Source organism: Geobacillus sp. 46C-IIa (assembly GCF_014679505.1).
Lineage (GTDB): Bacteria > Bacillota > Bacilli > Bacillales > Anoxybacillaceae > Geobacillus.
In genome coordinates this window covers 2,621,272-2,637,871 of record NZ_CP061474.1, presented here as the reverse complement: position 1 = coordinate 2,637,871, position 16,600 = coordinate 2,621,272, and the positions used below count along the sequence as shown (strand labels likewise).

Annotated in this window: 16 protein-coding genes; 14 read left to right on the top strand and 2 right to left on the bottom strand. The window is 53.2% G+C overall.

The features are described 5' to 3' along the window. The first annotated feature begins 40 nt into the window (after positions 1-40). The 8 genes from IC803_RS13105 to IC803_RS18520 all read left to right on the top strand — a co-directional run bounded on the left by IC803_RS13105 (position 41) and on the right by IC803_RS18520 (position 10,554). Positions 41-1,105 (top strand): carbamoyl phosphate synthase small subunit, encoded by a 1,065-nt coding sequence (locus tag IC803_RS13105; protein WP_081210033.1) that lies wholly within the window; start codon positions 41-43, stop codon positions 1,103-1,105. Continuing rightward, the gene (locus IC803_RS13100) at positions 1,098-4,226 is read left to right on the top strand and encodes a carbamoyl-phosphate synthase (glutamine-hydrolyzing) large subunit (protein WP_081210031.1); all 3,129 of its coding nucleotides are present in this window, start codon (positions 1,098-1,100) and stop codon (positions 4,224-4,226) included. The genes IC803_RS13105 and IC803_RS13100 overlap by 8 nt, the downstream gene beginning before the upstream one ends. Next, a complete protein-coding gene (argF, locus tag IC803_RS13095) occupies positions 4,223-5,161 on the top strand; it encodes an ornithine carbamoyltransferase (protein ID WP_081210029.1) in 939 nt (312 codons plus the stop codon). The genes IC803_RS13100 and argF overlap by 4 nt, the downstream gene beginning before the upstream one ends. Positions 5,162-5,321: 160 nt before the next feature. Continuing rightward, the gene (locus tag IC803_RS13090) at positions 5,322-5,501 is read left to right on the top strand and encodes a YjzC family protein (protein WP_011230299.1); all 180 of its coding nucleotides are present in this window, start codon (positions 5,322-5,324) and stop codon (positions 5,499-5,501) included. Positions 5,502-5,606: 105 nt separating this feature from the next. Then, positions 5,607-8,192: an ATP-dependent chaperone ClpB gene (clpB, locus tag IC803_RS13085; RefSeq protein ID WP_081210027.1), complete on the top strand. Its 2,586-nt coding sequence runs from the start codon at positions 5,607-5,609 to the stop codon at positions 8,190-8,192. Positions 8,193-8,361: 169 nt separating this feature from the next. Continuing rightward, a complete protein-coding gene (locus IC803_RS13080) occupies positions 8,362-8,934 on the top strand; it encodes a TetR/AcrR family transcriptional regulator (RefSeq protein WP_081210025.1) in 573 nt (190 codons plus the stop codon). Positions 8,935-9,113: 179 nt separating this feature from the next. After that, positions 9,114-10,190, top strand: coding sequence for an MMPL family transporter (locus IC803_RS13075; protein ID WP_369826980.1), 1,077 nt, complete (start codon positions 9,114-9,116; stop codon positions 10,188-10,190). Beyond that, a complete protein-coding gene (locus tag IC803_RS18520) occupies positions 10,135-10,554 on the top strand; it encodes an MMPL family transporter (RefSeq protein ID WP_369826978.1) in 420 nt (139 codons plus the stop codon). The genes IC803_RS13075 and IC803_RS18520 overlap by 56 nt, the downstream gene beginning before the upstream one ends. Before the next feature lie 81 nt (positions 10,555-10,635). On the opposite strand, the gene IC803_RS13070 is transcribed toward IC803_RS18520, so the two are convergent. Then, entirely contained in the window at positions 10,636-10,824 is a 189-nt protein-coding gene (locus IC803_RS13070; RefSeq protein ID WP_081210023.1) for a YjzD family protein, read from the bottom strand. Between the two features lie 134 nt (positions 10,825-10,958). Here IC803_RS13070 and IC803_RS13065 point away from each other — a divergent pair, with 134 nt between their 5' ends. Then, a complete protein-coding gene (locus tag IC803_RS13065; protein ID WP_081210021.1) occupies positions 10,959-11,699 on the top strand; it encodes an alpha/beta hydrolase in 741 nt (246 codons plus the stop codon). Between the two features lie 35 nt (positions 11,700-11,734). On the opposite strand, the gene IC803_RS13060 is transcribed toward IC803_RS13065, so the two are convergent. Beyond that, positions 11,735-11,983, bottom strand: a complete 249-nt coding sequence (locus IC803_RS13060; protein WP_081210019.1) for a hypothetical protein — start codon at positions 11,981-11,983, stop codon at positions 11,735-11,737. Positions 11,984-12,265: 282 nt separating this feature from the next. On the opposite strand from IC803_RS13060, the gene IC803_RS13055 reads away from it, so the two are divergent. The 5 genes from IC803_RS13055 to IC803_RS13035 all read left to right on the top strand — a co-directional run bounded on the left by IC803_RS13055 (position 12,266) and on the right by IC803_RS13035 (position 16,565). Beyond that, on the top strand, positions 12,266-13,198 hold the full coding sequence (locus tag IC803_RS13055) for a beta-ketoacyl-ACP synthase III (protein ID WP_081210017.1): 933 nt from the start codon (positions 12,266-12,268) through the stop codon (positions 13,196-13,198). A gap of 38 nt (positions 13,199-13,236) precedes the next feature. Then, positions 13,237-14,475, top strand: coding sequence for a beta-ketoacyl-ACP synthase II (fabF, locus tag IC803_RS13050; protein WP_081210015.1), 1,239 nt, complete (start codon positions 13,237-13,239; stop codon positions 14,473-14,475). Positions 14,476-14,642: 167 nt separating this feature from the next. Then, entirely contained in the window at positions 14,643-15,434 is a 792-nt protein-coding gene (locus IC803_RS13045; RefSeq protein WP_081210013.1) for a DUF2268 domain-containing putative Zn-dependent protease, read from the top strand. A 98-nt stretch (positions 15,435-15,532) separates the two neighbouring features. After that, the gene (locus tag IC803_RS13040; protein ID WP_081210011.1) at positions 15,533-15,739 is read left to right on the top strand and encodes a YuzI family membrane protein; all 207 of its coding nucleotides are present in this window, start codon (positions 15,533-15,535) and stop codon (positions 15,737-15,739) included. A gap of 85 nt (positions 15,740-15,824) precedes the next feature. After that, positions 15,825-16,565 (top strand): YjbA family protein, encoded by a 741-nt coding sequence (locus IC803_RS13035; RefSeq protein WP_081210009.1) that lies wholly within the window; start codon positions 15,825-15,827, stop codon positions 16,563-16,565. The last annotated feature ends 35 nt before the right edge of the window (positions 16,566-16,600 follow it).

Genomic DNA, 16,600 nt, shown 5'->3' with positions numbered 1-16,600 from the left:
TCTTGAGCGGTTATAAAAATCAAACGATGAGGTGGCGCCAATGAAAGCGTATTTGCATCTGGCCAGCGGGAAAACGTTCAGCGGCGAGCTTGCCGCCCCGCTTGAAGGAAAGGTGAGCGGGGAAATCGTCTTTTTTACCGGCATGACCGGATATCAAGAAGTGCTGACCGACCCGTCGTATAAAAACCAAATCATCGTCTTTACGTACCCGTTGATCGGCAACTACGGCATCAATGAGGAAGACTTTGAAAGCAAGCGCCCGCATGTGGAAGCGGTCATCGTCTACGAGGCGAGCCGCGAAGGGTTTCATTACGGGGCGAAATACAGCCTGGCGGAATATTTGCAGCATTGGAACATTCCGCTGCTCACCCACGTCGATACGCGCGCCCTTGTCAAAGAAATCCGCACGGAAGGGACGATGATGGCGGAGCTCAGCCTGTCGTCCGTTCCATCTGTCTTTCGTGAGGAAGCAGCGTTCCTGGTGCGCGCCGTGTCGACGAAAAGAATGGAGACGTATGGCCACGGAGGGCCGCATATCGTGCTCCTCGATTTCGGTTATAAAAAATCGATTTTGCGCTCGCTCGTATCGCGCGGCTGTCAAGTGACCGTCGTGCCGCACGATACGACGCCGGAAGCGATCGATGTACTCAAGCCGGACGGCCTTGTTCTCTCGAATGGCCCGGGCGATCCGAAGCAGTTAAGCGCCCAGCTCCCGGCTATCCGCCGGCTCATCGACCGGTATCCGACGCTTGCCATCTGTCTTGGCCATCAGCTTGTTGCCTTGGCGCACGGGGCGGATACGGAAAAGCTTCGCTTCGGGCACCGCGGCGCCAACCAGCCGGTGTGGGATGCCGTGAAACAAAAAGTAATGATGACGTCGCAAAACCATAGTTATGTCGTCAAAGAGGAAAGCCTGGCGGCCATGCCGTTTGACGTCCGCTTTGTCAATGTCAATGACGGCTCGGTCGAAGGCCTCGTCCATCGCCATAAGCCGATTTTATCGGTGCAATACCACCCCGAGGCGCATCCGGGGCCGCATGATACCGGATATATTTTCGACGAATTTTTGCAAACCGTCGCAAAGGGAGAGAAAGTGTATGCCTAAAGATTGTTCGCTTCAGTCCATTCTCCTGATTGGATCAGGGCCGATCGTCATCGGCCAGGCGGCTGAGTTTGACTATTCTGGTACACAGGCGTGCATCGCCTTGAAAGAAGAAGGATACCGCGTCATTTTGGTGAACAACAATCCGGCGACGATCATGACGGATGACGTCCATGCCGATGCCGTTTATTTCGAGCCGCTCACGGTCGACGCCGTCGAAGCGGTCATCGCCAAAGAACGTCCGGACGGGCTGCTGGCGACGTTCGGCGGCCAGACCGGGCTCAACTTGGCGTTTGCGCTTCATGAAGCCGGCGTGCTCGAAAAATATGGGGTGAGACTGCTCGGAACACCGATTGAAGCGATTAAGCGCGGAGAAGACCGCGAAGCGTTCCGCGCATTGATGCATGAGCTTGGCGAACCGGTGCCGGAAAGCGAAATTATTACGAGCGTCGAAGAAGCGGTCGCGTTTGCCGAAAAAATCGGTTTTCCGATCATTATTCGTCCCGCGTATACGCTCGGCGGGACGGGCGGCGGCATTGCGGAAAACATGGAGCAATTTATCGCTCTCGTCGAAAAAGGGCTCGCTGAAAGCCCGATCACGCAATGCTTAATTGAACGGAGCGTCGCCGGGTTTAAAGAAATTGAGTATGAGGTGATGCGCGATCAGTCGAATACGTGCATCACGGTTTGCAATATGGAAAACGTCGACCCGGTCGGCGTCCATACGGGCGATTCGATCGTCGTTGCGCCGTCGCAGACGCTCACGGACGAAGAGTACCAAATGCTTCGTTCTTCAGCGGTGAAAATCATTTCTGCCTTAGGGATCATCGGCGGCTGCAACATTCAGTTTGCCCTTGACCCAAACAGCAAACAATATTATTTAATCGAGGTCAACCCGCGCGTCAGCCGTTCGTCGGCGCTCGCGTCCAAAGCGACCGGCTACCCGATCGCCCGCATTGCAGCGAAGTTGGCGGTCGGCTATACGCTCGCGGAACTCGTCAATCCGGTGACGAAAACGACATACGCCAGCTTTGAACCGGCTTTGGACTATGTCGTCGTCAAGTTTCCGCGCTTGCCGTTTGACAAGTTTCCGTATGCGGACCGGAAGCTCGGCACGCAAATGAAGGCGACTGGAGAAGTGATGGCGATCGACCGCAATATGGAACGGGCATTCCAAAAAGCGGTTCAGTCGCTTGAAGGCAAAAACAATGGACTGTTTTTGCCGGAACTTTCGGCGAAAACGAATGACGAGTTGAAACAGTTGCTTGTCAATAAAGACGACCGCCGCTTTTTCGCTATTTTGGAGCTGCTCCGCCGCGGCGTAACAGTCGAAACCATTCATGCGTGGACGAAAATCGATCGCTTTTTCCTTTGCTCGTTCGAACGGCTCGTCGCCCTTGAGAAGCAAGCCACGGCGACGACGTTCGACACAATCGATGAAGCGACGTTCCGTTTCTTGAAAGAAAAAGGGGCAAGCGACGCCTTTTTGGCTGAAACGTGGGGCGTGACTGAGCTCGACGTGCGCAACAAGCGGAAGGAGCTCGGCATCGTGCCATCATACAAAATGGTCGATACGTGTGCGGCCGAGTTCCATTCGGAGACGGATTACTACTACTCGACGTATTTCGGCGAAGATGAGCGGAAACAAGCAAGCGGCAAGGAGAAAGTGCTGATCATCGGCGCCGGGCCGATCCGCATCGGCCAAGGCATTGAGTTCGACTACAGCTCTGTCCATAGCGTGTTTGCTTTGCAGCAGGAAGGGTATGAGACGGTGATGATCAACAACAACCCGGAAACGGTGTCGACCGATTTTGCCGTCGCTGACCGCCTATACTTTGAACCACTTACCTTAGAGAGCGTCCTCGATGTCATTGAAGCCGAACAAATCAAGCATGTCATCGTCCAATTCGGCGGCCAGACGGCGATCAATTTGGTCAAAGGACTCGAAGAAGCCGGTGTGCCGTTGCTTGGCGTCACTTACGATATCATTGACCAGCTCGAAGACCGCGACCGCTTTTACCAACTGCTTGAAGAACTTGACATTCCGCACGTCCCCGGCTTGATGGCGGACAACGCCGAAGAGCTCGCCGCCAAAGCGGAGGAGATCGGTTATCCGATATTGCTCCGTCCATCTTATGTCATCGGCGGCCGCGGCATGTTCATCGTCCACAATGAGGTGCAGCTCGCCGCTCTGATCGAGCAAGGGGAGTTGACATACCCGATTTTGATTGACGCGTATTTGGACGGGAAAGAAGCGGAAGCAGACATCGTGACGGACGGGACGGACATGTTGCTGCCGACGATTATCGAACACGTCGAAAAAGCCGGCGTCCACTCCGGCGACAGCTACGCTTGGCTGCCGACGCAGACGCTCACAGACGAAGAAAAAACGAAAATCATCGATTATGCCGGACGAATCGCGAAAAAACTCGGTTTTAAAGGGATTATGAACATTCAATACGTCATTGCCGGCGGCGATGTATACGTGTTGGAAGTCAACCCGCGCGCGAGCCGAACGGTGCCGATCGTCAGCAAAACGACCGGCGTTCCGCTGGCGCAAATTGCGACAAAGTTATTGCTTGGGAAATCGCTTGTCGACATGGTGGATGGAAAAGGGTGTGAATTGGCGGTCCTGCCGTACGTTGTGTTGAAATACCCAGTATTTTCCACATACAAACTGCTGGGCGTTGACCCAACCGTTGGGCCGGAAATGAAATCGACCGGCGAAGGCATCAGCATCGCCGCGACGAAGGAAGAAGCAGCGTACAAGGCGTTTTATGCGTATTTGCAAAAGAAAGCAAATGCGAATGAAATTTACGTCATTGGTGGCATCGATGAAGCGCTGGCGGCGGAAATCGAAGCGAAACAGCTGGTGATCGTGTTCGAGTCCCCGTTTGCCGAATGGGTGAAGCGCGATGCGGCGCTGGCGGTGATCGACTTGGGCAAAGAAGAAGACGAGGCGCTGAAACGAATGGCTGCGTTGTCCCGACAATTGCTCGTCTTCACAGAGCCCGAGACATTGAAGCTCTTCTTGCAGGCGCTCGATGTGGATCATCTTGATGTGCAGCCGATCCACGGCTGGTTGGAAAAGAAAAAACAGGCAGAACAGGCGGTGATTTTATGAATGCAGTGATGTCATTAAAAGGGAGAGATTTTTTAACGCTGCTCGATTTTTCCACGGACGAAATTATGGACTTGTTGGCGCTCGCCGCCGACTTAAAGGCGAAACAAAAAGCGGGGATTTCGTATACGCCGCTTGTCGGCAAAACGATGGCGATGATTTTTGAAAAGCCGTCGACGCGCACGCGCGTGTCGTTTGAAGTCGGCATGATCCAGCTCGGCGGCCAAGCGCTCTACTTGAATGGCAACGACCTGCAGCTCGGCCGCGGCGAAACGATCGCCGATACGGCCCGCGTCTTGTCGCAGTACGTCGATGTCATGATGATTCGGACGTTTGCCCACGAAAAGGTCGAAGAATTGGCGGAATACGCGTCGGTTCCGGTCATCAACGGCTTGACCGATGACGACCATCCTTGCCAAGCGCTGGCGGATTTGCTGACGATTTATGAAGTGAAAAAAATGTTCCAAGGCGTCAAGCTCGCCTATGTCGGTGACGGCAATAACGTCGCTAACGCCCTTCTCATTGCCGCGGCGAAAGTGGGCATGGATGTGGCCATCGCCTGTCCGCCGGGCTATGAACCAAAATCAGCTTACGTCGAGGCGGCGTGCCGCATCGGCGAACAGACAGGCGCCACCGTTACGGTGACGCATGACCCGCTTGAGGCGGTGGCGGGGGCTGATGCGATTTATACCGATGTCTGGACGAGCATGGGGCAAGAGAGCGAAAGTGCTGAGCGGCTGCAAGTGTTTCAGCCGTATCAAGTAAACGAAGAGCTCGTCAAAGCGGCAAAACCAGATTACCTCTTTTTGCACTGCCTGCCGGCCCATCGCGGCGAGGAAGTGACAGCTGGCGTCATGGACGGTCCAAACTCATTCGTCTTTGAACAAGCCGGCAATCGGCTTCATGCCCAAAAAGCGATTTTAGTGTCGATTCTATAGGAAAAAGGAATTCCCTCTTCGGGAGTTCCTTTTTTGCTTTTTATAAGTTCTTTGTAAAAGGCTTGGCGCGCCGTGGCGCCCTCCATCATTTCCCTTCTTATGAACAGCGGCGAAATCGGGAATGCTAACAAATGCAATCGAAGCAAGGGGGATGAAACCAATGGGTCAACCGCGCCATTTTAAACCAGGGGATAAAGCGCCGAACAACGGTGTCTATATTGAAATCGGCGAAACAGGCGACAATGTGAAACATCCGAAAAAGCTGAAACTGAAAGCCGGCGACACGTTCCCAGAAACGTCGAACCATAACCGGCATTGGACGTATTTACGCAAGCCGTAACGTGCGACGAAAGCCATTCCGTTTTGGAGTGGCTTTTCGTTTGCCGGGCTCTTTATCATTCGCTATAATATTTATGGTCAAAGAAGGTCAAATGGAGGGGACGGCATGGATGCAAGCCGTTTAACAGAAAAATTGCAAGAAGCGCTCATGGCGGCGCAGTCGCTCGCCAAAGAACGACATCATCAACAGCTCGATGTCGAGCATCTGCTGTTGGCGCTCTTTGAACAAGAAGGCGGCCTGGCGCCGCGGTTGTTGGAGCTTTCCGGCGCTGACAAGGAAAAGGCCGCTGATTGGCTTCGCAACCAGCTTCGTCAAAAGCCTCAAGTGCATGGGGCGGATGGGCAGTTGTATGCTGCGCCCGCCTTGGCGCGGCTGCTTGAGGAAGCTGAAGCGGAAGCAAAACGAATGCAAGATGAGTACATATCGGTCGAACATGTGCTGCTCGCGTTGCCTCGCGGCGCTGAGCCGGTCGCCCGGCAGCTGGCGTCGTTTGGGCTGACGAAAGAAGCACTAGTAGCGGCAGTGAGAAACGTAAGGGGGAATCAACGCGTGACGAGTCCACATCCGGAAGCAACCTATGAAGCGCTGGCAAAATACGGGCGCGACCTTGTCGCCGAGGCGAAAGCGGGGAAAATCGATCCGGTCATCGGCCGCGACAGTGAAATTCGCCGCGTCATCCGCATTTTGTCGCGCAAAACGAAAAACAATCCGGTGCTGATCGGTGAACCGGGCGTCGGAAAAACGGCGATTGTCGAAGGGCTCGCCCAGCGCATCGTTCGCAAAGACGTCCCGGAAGGGCTGAAAGATAAAACGATTTTTGCGCTCGATATGAGTGCGCTTGTTGCCGGAGCGAAGTTTCGCGGCGAATTTGAGGAGCGGCTGAAGGCCGTGCTGAACGAAATTAAAAAAAGCGATGGCCGCATCATTTTATTTATTGACGAGCTGCATACAATCGTCGGCGCCGGCCGGGCGGAAGGAGCGATGGACGCCGGCAATATGTTGAAGCCGATGCTCGCCCGCGGCGAACTGCGCTGCATTGGGGCGACGACGCTCGATGAATATCGCCAATATATCGAAAAAGACCCGGCGCTTGAACGCCGCTTTCAACAAGTATTGGTCCAAGAGCCGAGTGTCGAGGACACGATCTCGATTTTGCGCGGGTTGAAAGAACGGTACGAAGTGCACCATGGCGTGAAAATTCATGACCGCGCGCTCGTCGCGGCCGCGGTGCTGTCGGATCGTTACATTTCCGATCGCTTTTTGCCCGATAAAGCGATCGATTTGGTTGATGAAGCGTGCGCGACGATCCGCACAGAAATGGAATCGATGCCGTCCGAACTCGATGAGGTGATGCGTCGCGTCATGCAGCTCGAAATCGAAGAGGCAGCCTTAAGCAAAGAAACGGACGAGGCGAGCCGCGCGCGGCTTGAGGCACTGCAAAAAGAACTTTCTGACTTGCGCGAGAGGGCGAACGCCATGAAAGCGAAATGGCAGCGGGAAAAAGAGGCGCTCGACCGCGTCCACCGCCTGCGCGAGGCGCTTGAGCGGGCCAAGCGCGAGCTTGAAGACGCGGAAAATGACTACGATTTAAACAAAGCGGCCGAGCTGCGTCATGGACGCATCCCACAGCTTGAGAAGCAACTGAAGCAGCTCGAACAGGAAGCAAGCGGGAAAAGAGAAGGAAAGCTGCTGCGCGAGGAAGTGACCGAGGAAGAAATCGCCGAAATTGTTTCGCGCTGGACCGGCATTCCGCTCACCCGCCTTGTTGAAGGAGAGCGGGAAAAGCTGCTTCGCCTTCATGAGTTGCTGCACGAACGGGTCATTGGCCAAGATGAGGCGGTCGAACTTGTCGCCGATGCCGTCTTGCGGGCGCGGGCTGGCATGAAAGACCCGAACCGCCCGATCGGGTCGTTTCTCTTTCTCGGACCGACCGGCGTCGGCAAAACCGAGCTCGCCAAGGCACTCGCCGAAGCGCTGTTTGACAGCGAGGAGCAGCTGATCCGTCTTGACATGTCCGAGTATATGGAAAAACATGCTGTTTCCCGCTTGATTGGAGCGCCGCCTGGCTATGTCGGCTATGAGGAAGGAGGCCAGCTGACCGAAGCGGTGCGGCGCAAGCCATATGCGGTCATTTTGCTTGATGAAATTGAAAAGGCGCATCCGGACGTGTTCAACGTGCTTTTACAGTTGCTTGATGACGGACGGCTCACAGACTCGCAAGGACGGACGGTCGATTTTAAAAATACGGTTGTCATTATGACGTCCAACATCGGCTCACCGCTCTTATTGGAAAGCCGAAACGGCGAAATTGAAGAAGAGACGCGCAAACAGGTGCTCGACCAATTGCGCGTTCATTTCCGCCCTGAGTTTTTAAACCGGATCGATGATGTCGTCTTGTTTAAGCCGCTGTCAACCAATGAGGTGAAAGGCATCGTCGAAAAGTTCGCCCGCGAGCTGTCACGCCGTTTGGCCGACCGGCATATTGAGCTTGTGCTGACAGAAGAGGCGAAACAACATATCGCCGAAGCTGGCTTTGATCCGGTATACGGCGCTCGTCCTTTGAAGCGGTTTATGCAAAAGCAGATCGAAACACCGCTTGCCAAAGAGTTGATCGCCGGGCGGGTGAACGATTGCAACACTGTCACAGTCGATGTCGAAAACGGCCGGCTTGTCATTCGTCCGTCGGTGTAAAAGCGCTTTTAGGCGAAGGAGCCATATCGCTTGACGAAAGGGCAGCATCTTTCGTTGCCGGCAACGAAAAATAGCGCAGTGGTCCAAAAGGTGTTCCAAATCCGGGGCACCTTTCTTTCCTTCATAGGCAGGCGTATAATGAAAAGAAAAAAGAAAGGAGGCCCCTCGGTTGGCGCGGGAACGGAAATTTTCATTGGACGAGCTGTTTGGACAAACGAAACAACTTCTTCTTGAACACGGATACGAAGGATTCACGTTTGGGTTGTTGGCGGAACGGCTCGGGGTGGCAAGAAGCGCGATTTATAAATATTTTGAGAATAAAGAGGAATTGATCACTGCTTATATGGTCAATGAAATGGAGCACGTATTCGCCAAATTAAAACACATTCATTCGTATCCTACATTTGACGAACAATTTCGTTTTTTGCTTGATTTCATTTTGTACCATAACGATCTTCATAAAATGATTTCGATCGGAAAGCGAATTCCGGAAACCCATCCAAAAGTACAGGAAAATAAACGGCGTCTCGAGCAATTTCACGAGCGGATGTATGAAGAGCTGCAGTCTTTGATCCAGCGGGGAAAGCAGGAAGGGAAAATGAAACGCCATCTTCCGGATCAGGTCATTCTCGGTTACATTTTCCAGTCGGTCGTAGTTCCCCATTTTCCGGGCATCTCTCTTGCTGAATGGGCAGAAAGCATTCGAGAGATCATCATGTATGGAGTCATGAATCGAAATTGACATTTTTGTCACTTTCCCCTTATGATAAAAGTGTGTCAAAAGTGACATGTTTGTCACTTTCGGCGATCAAATGAAAATGGGGATTGGCGATGGATGGGTGGTTGCAGACCGTGACGGACCGGGTAACGACAAAAAAAGGGATGTAGTGGACATTAGCCGTATGGTTGGTTGCCACCGTTGTGTTGGCTCTTGCGGCGCCAAACGTAAAAGTGTATGAAGTATCGAGCATTGAGTCGCTGCCAAGCGATGTACAATCGATGGTAGCGCAAAAGAAAATCGGTCAATATTTTGCCGACAGCGACGGCATCCCTGCGATTTTTGTTTTCCATTCCGATGACGAGCCGATTTCAACAGAAGAATTGCAGCGCTTGTTGGCTGATATTGAGAAAAAACACCAAGAAGCGCTCGAACAGCTTGTTCCGATTGCTTCCCTTCCGCCACAAGCCGCAGCACGCTTTTTTGCGGAAGACGGGAAAATCGCGGTTGTTCCAGCGATTTATCAGTCTTCATTGGAATCGAAAGAGATTCAAACGATCAATGACGATATTCGGAAACTCGTTCATAGCGGAAGCGATGTGAAGCTCCATATTACCGGGCCGGCCGGCATCGCGGCGGATACACTGGAATTGTTTTCGCGCGCTGATGTTGTGCTCATGCTTTCAACGGTTGGGCTGATTTTAGTGCTGCTGATCATCATTTACCGATCACCATTATTGGCCCTCATTCCGCTCGTTGTCGCTGCGTTTGTGTATGAATTAGTCGTGCAGCTGCTTGGGCTGTTAGGACGAGGAGGACTTGTCATTTCCAAACAAACGGTGTCGATTATGTCCATTTTGTTGTTCGCGGCAATTACGGATTACTCGTTGTTTATCTTTTCCCGCTACCGAGAGGAGCTGAAACGGTACGAGAACAAGTGGGAAGCGATGAAGCAGGCGATGCGCGAGACCGGGCTGCCTGTCCTGTTTTCAGGCGGCACCGTATTGGCGGCGATGCTCGTGTTGTTTTTCGCTAGGCTGGGGGATTACCGAAATTTTGCCCCGACGTTTGCCCTCGCGATGGCCATCATCATGATTGCTTCGGTCACACTGATCCCGGCTTTGTTCACGTTGTTTGGGCGCCAAGCGTTTTGGCCGAACATCCCGCGCGTCGGTGATGTCAAAGAGAAACGGGGACGAACATTTTGGGAAAAAGTCGGCCAGTTTGTCGTTCGCGGCAGCGCTTGGGCTTGGCATTTGGCTGGCGGATTTGTTGTTTGATATCGAAGCTGTCAGCGACCGCGTGCCGATTTATGCGCTTGTGTTTTTAGTGGCGCTTGGCATTGACTACAATATTATACTCGTGTCGCGCTTCCAAGAAGAGTGGAGAACTCATTCCGTCAACGAGGCGGTCGAGCGGGCGGTCGCCCATACCGGCGGCGTCATTTCTTCGGCCGGTCTCATTTTGGCGGCGACGTTTGCCGTGTTGATGACCCAGCCCGTGCAACTGTTGTTTGTGTTTGGGTTTCTCGTCGCCATCGGCATTTTGCTTGATACGTTTCTTATTCGCAGGATGTTGCTGCCGGGGCTGATTGTCTGGCTGGAGAACGAGCGGAAGCACAACGTCCAAACAGACAATGCATAAACACACAAGGGACAGACACAAAAACAACGCCTTGGAGTTTGACAGCTCCAAGGCGTTGTCGTTCTCAAAAGGCTTTCAGGATTAATGATGGTGATGCCCGGCTGGCTCATCCGGAATCAAGGCTGCTACCAAAACGATCAAAACTGTGACGACGACACTGACGATTGCGCCGGTCGCGAAATCGTAGCCGATCCCTTGCATCGAGCCGATGACATAGGCCGCCATTTGCACAAGCAAAAATGTCCAGAAAAACGTCCAAAACAAGCGCATCTTGTTTCCCCCTATCTTCGCATCATTTCTTTTCTTATCTTATCACAATTTGTTCATTTAGGCATATACCCGGACGTTTTTTTCTGCCCGGCATATCGTATACTGTACAATTATGTATCGCCAAACAAGGGTGAATGGAAACGATGGCAGGACAACGACGGTTTTTCCAACTTGATGGGCAATGGTGCATCGTTCACGTGCCGGAGCGCCCGAACGGGTTTGCCCTTTTTTTAATGGGTGACAGTGATCATTTCGTGAACGAACAGACGAGTTTTTGGCTCGAGCATCCGGGGCGGCGCCAGTGGCTGGAGGAGTGGCTTGAACGCGGGTATACGGTGTTTTCGTCCCATTTGTACGGCCGGCATTGGGGAAGCCCAAAGGCAGTCCGGCTGGCGCGCCAGCTGATCTACTCGGTATTGAAAAGCGAAATTGTCAACCAGCGCATTTATATCGTTGCTGAAGGAATGGGCGCACTCGTCGCCTTGCAGCTGCTTGGCGCCATGCCGGGGCAAATCCGCGCCGTCGCCATGCTCAACCCTTGCCTTGATGTACGTGCTCAGCTTAACTATGAGCGGGAACATCCGTTGACGTATCGGCGGATGGTGAAAGAAGTTGCGCTTGCTTATGGCATGAAGGAAGAAGAGGTGCCGGAGGCCGTTCCGTCCCTTTTTCTCAGCCCGCATGACGTTCCGGTGACGATTTGGCAACTCGCTGGCGTGAGCGAATATCCGTCGGCGCTGCACAGCCGCAAATACGAACAATGGATGAAAACAATGAATGACCGCGTGCGCGTCGTCTACCATCTGCCGGAAAGGCGGCGCCAGCTGGCAGCGCAAATCGGACAGTTTTTTCGGCAGTACAATGAGCTCCCGTAAACAACGAAGGCAGACGCACCGTTTTGCTGCGTCTGCTATTTTTTCATGAAATCGACGAGTGAAGAGATTTTTTTGACAAGCGGTTTTAACTGTTGCAACGAATCTGTTAGCACGCTCACATTTTCAAACAGCTTCATAAAATCAATGGTTGGCAGCGGGAGCGGTTCTGTTTCCTCCTGTTCTTCCCGCCGGTCGGTTTGGCTTGGGGGGAAGGGGCCGAACATGAGGCGGGAGAAGCGGTCACGCTGCTCACGGGGCTGTTTTGGTGTTTGGCTGTCTGCCATGCTGTGTCCTCCCTTTCATATGATCTTTACTTGTTGTATTGTATGAGCGGAAAGGGGAAACGGTTTGGACAAATGCCTTTGCGTGCAAAAAAGGAATCTTATTCTCCTCATTTCGGTTTTCCTTCACGGAGGTCTTCCTTTTCTATTGCGCACATCCATTCTTTCCGCTAAAATTAGTACCAAGTAATAATAATTGGTTATGTGGTCTGATTGTACATTGAGAATCGCGCTGTCTTCAAAAGGCTCTTTGGTTATTTTGGATGGAAAAAGGAGATGAATAGTATGGGAGCAGGAATTATCGGCGTCGGTTACTATGCGCCGGAAAACGTGTTGACAAACGCTGACTTGGAAAAAATGATGGACACATCAGACGAATGGATTCGGACGCGCACCGGGATCGAGGAGCGGCGCATCGCTCCCGATGGCATCGACACATCTGACATGGCGTATTTTGCTGCCGAGAAGGCGCTCGCTGATGCTGGCATTTCCGCGAAGGATATTGATTTGATTTTGGTGGCTACCGTTACTCCGGACCGTCCGTTCCCATCGGTCGCCTGCATGCTGCAAGAGCGGCTTGGCGCCGTCAACGCTGCAGCGTTGGATATTAGCGCTGCCTGCGCTGGGTTTATGTATGGGGTTGTGACGGCGAGCCAGTTCATTGACAACGGCGCATACAAGTATATATTAGTAGTAGGCGCGGAAAAACTATCAAAAATTATTGACTGGACCGACCGGAATACGGCGGTGCTGTTTGGCGATGGCGCCGGGGCGGTCGTCATGGGACCGGTGTCGCCGGGGCGCGGAATTTTATCGTTTGAATTAGGCGCTGACGGAACAGGAGGAAAACATTTATATCAAGACGAATATATCATCATGAACGGTCGGGAAGTGTTTAAGTTCGCTGTCCGGCAAATGGGGGAATCAAGCTTGCGCGTGCTTGAAAAAGCCGGTTTATCGAAAAATGATGTCGACTTTCTCATTCCCCACCAAGCGAACATCCGCATTATGGAGGCGGCCAGACAGCGGCTCGAGCTGCCGGAAGAGAAAATGTCAACAACGATTCGCCGATACGGCAATACGTCAGCAGCGTCCATTCCAGTTTCACTCGCTGAGGAAATCGAAGCGGGCAAAATTAAAGACGATGACGTCATCATCATGGTCGGATTCGGCGGCGGGCTGACATGGGGCGCGATCGCTTTGCGCTGGGGCCGCTAACGGCTTGTACATTATCGGTTAAAGGAGAGACGGAAGCGATGGAAAGAAGACGAGTTGTCGTGACCGGGATGGGGGCTGTCACCCCGCTCGGCAATGACGTCGAAACAACGTGGAAAAACATCATTGCCGGCCAGTCCGGCATCGATATTGTTACTCGCGTCAACCCGGATGATTTTCCGGCGAAAGTGGCGGCGGAAGTGAAAGATTTCGATCCGGCGTCGTTTATGGATCGCCGCGAAGCGCGAAAGATGGATCGTTTTACACAATACGCCGTGGCCGCAGCGCTCATGGCGGTGAAAGATGCTAAACTCGAGATCAACGAACAAAATGCTGAGCGAGTCGGCGTCTGGATCGGCTCAGGCATCGGCGGAATGGAGACATTTGAACAGCAGTTTGAAATTTTCCAGCAGCGCGGCTACCGTCGGGTGAGCCCGTTTTTCGTGCCAATGATGATTCCGGATATGGCGGCCGGTCAAGTGTCGATCATCCTCGGAGCGAAAGGAATCAACTCATGTACGGTCACCGCTTGCGCGACCGGAGCCAATTCGATCGGCGACGCGTTTAAGGTCATTCAGCGCGGCGATGCCGATGTCATGATCACTGGCGGGGCTGAAGCGCCGATTACGAAAATGTCGTTTGCCGGCTTTTGTGCCAACACAGCGCTGTCGACAAATCCAGACCCGAAAACGGCGAGCCGTCCGTTTGACAAAAACCGCGACGGGTTTGTTATGGGCGAAGGGGCAGGCATCGTCGTTCTTGAAGAGCTGGAGCACGCGTTGTGCCGCGGGGCGACGATTTATGCCGAGATTGTCGGTTACGGCGCGACCGCTGACGCCTACCATATTACAGCGCCAGCGCCAGGCGGAGAAGGAGGCGTGCGGGCGATGCGCCAAGCGCTTCGTGACGCCGGCCTGCAGCCGGAGGAGATCGACTATATTAACGCCCACGGTACGAGCACGGAGTACAACGATAAGTATGAGACGCTTGCCATTAAAGAAGTGTTCGGTGATCATGCGTATCAGCTCGCCGTCAGCTCAACGAAGTCGATGATCGGCCACCTGCTGGGCGCGACCGGTGCGGTGGAAGCGATTTTCTCAGTACTGACGATTCGCGACGGCATCATTCCCCCGACGATCAACTATGAAACGCCGGATCCGGAATGCGATCTCGACTATGTGCCGAATGAAGCGCGCAAGCAAGATGTGCGTGCGGTGTTGAGCAATTCGTTCGGTTTTGGCGGCCATAACGCGACATTGATTTTCAAAAAATATATGTAACGGGCGAGAGAGCCTTCGTTGAACGAAACGGAAACCGTTAGATAACTAACGGTCTGCAGTTCGTTCCAAACGAGGCTCTCTTTTGATTGGCGCATCCCGCTTTGTTTCCGCCTTTGCTCACCGCCTCTTCTTCCCCGGCATAATGTAAGAAGAGAGGAGGAGAGGCGATGGGATTATTCCCAACCGACCGGTGGCTTGAGCAAGACCGGGGCGATCCGCTTCGGCTATGCGCGCGGTTTGTCCCGTTGTTTAGCGATGCGTCAGCACGCGACATTCATCAATACTTGCGCCTGTATGGCATGTACCGGAGTGCACGGCAGGCCGTCCGGCTTTTGCCGGACATGAAGGCGCAGCGTCTTTGGGAGCGGGTCGGCCGTCACTATGATCGGCAGCGGGCGGCATGGAGGGGGCCGGACGTTCCGGTGTTTTTGCTGCCGGCGGATGACGGAAATGAGAAACTAACGCGTGAATTTCATGGAAAAGGCGGCGTAGCATTTGCCGATAAGCTGTTTTTCTTTTTGTTGCCCGACCACGGCGATGACGAGATCGCCGCACTTGTAGCGCACGAATACAATCACGTCTACCGCCTCCAAAAGCTGCCGAATGGCGGCAAAGAGGCGACGCTGTTGGATGCGGTGATTATGGAAGGGCTAGCGGAACACGCGGTTGCTGAGACGGTCGGCGCCGGGCAGTGCGCAAGTTGGACGACGTACTATACCGATCGGGAGCTGGAGCGGTTTTGGCGCCGCTACATCGCCCCAAACCAGGACGTTTCCGTCTCGCATCCGCTTAGCGCCCGGCTTTTGTACGGGCTGGGCTGGTATCCGAAAATGGGCGGCTATGCGGTGGGACACGCCATCGTTCGCCGCTGCCTTGAGGGGGGGCATTCGTTGACGGAACTAATGGGGACAGAAGCGAAGCAGATTGTTGCCTTAGCTGGCTTTGCCGATGCTGAATAAGCAGGTTGTCCATCGGAGCGGCAAACGAACAGTCATGTTGTCCACAAAGCCGACATATATGTAAAACAAGGAAGTGGACAAGAAGGAAGGGAAGCCTGATGGTCCGCCTGTTTTTTTATTTGGTCGGCTTCGGTTTTTCGGTCGTTGGCGGCATGGTGATCATCGCCTATTTAAACATTATCACCCCGGAGCGAGGCTTCAGTGAATATATGGCTTATATCGCGACGAGGGCAGAATGTTATTTATTGCCGCTTGGCCTGCTTTTCATGTGGGGAAGTTTGTCGTTTCCAAGCCGCGGCTCATAGTGGGGAAAAGAGGGCGAAATGGAATAAAATTCTGCCCCTCTGCCTATACTGATGGACAAACACGTCTGGAAGTGAGGGGTATCACATGCTTTACTTGCATGACATTTGGGTGAACTGGTTTGAAGGCGAAGAGAACGGATACAACGTCTGCCATTTCCATGAATGGCGCAAAGACGATCAAATCGAGCTGCTTGACCAGGTGCCGCTTTTAAAAGTGTCCCCGGCCTTGTTCCATTATATTGAAAATAGTTTATCTGACCTTCCTAAGCCGCTTTTAGACGACGTTTATCAAAAAGCGTATGTTCGTAAAAATCATGAACGCATCCAGCTTGACTATTGTTTCATCGTGACCGATGGGGCCGGTATTTTAGCCGTCGATACGATCGGTTACCACATTCCGATCCGAAAAAGCCGCCTCATTCCGCGGCAAGAGCAGCTCGTTTATGAAATGGCGGCCGAGGCAGACGAACAAGAATATCCGTTGCCAAAGTACGAAAAAGAATACCATATTTTATCACCGGCGCCGGAACTGATGTGCGGGCTAACGCGGAAGGAGCGGCAGTTGAAGCAATTGCTGTTTATGGCGCTCGATCAGCTGTATGCGACGAAAAACGGTGCGGAAGTGCGCTATTGGTATACGGAGTGGGCGCCGGAAAAGTATGCGGATATTCAAAAAATGTCGTTTGAGGAAGCATGGGAACGACTGTATGAGGAAACGAAACACGGCTGGTCAAAACGTCACGAGCAACTGTGTGAAAACTTGGTGAAGGGACAGCCGTTTTTTGAAAAGTTGTGGGAAACGGAGCAGGAACCGAAAGTGAATTAACCAACGGGCAGGCGCGAGAACGCCTGCCCGTTGGT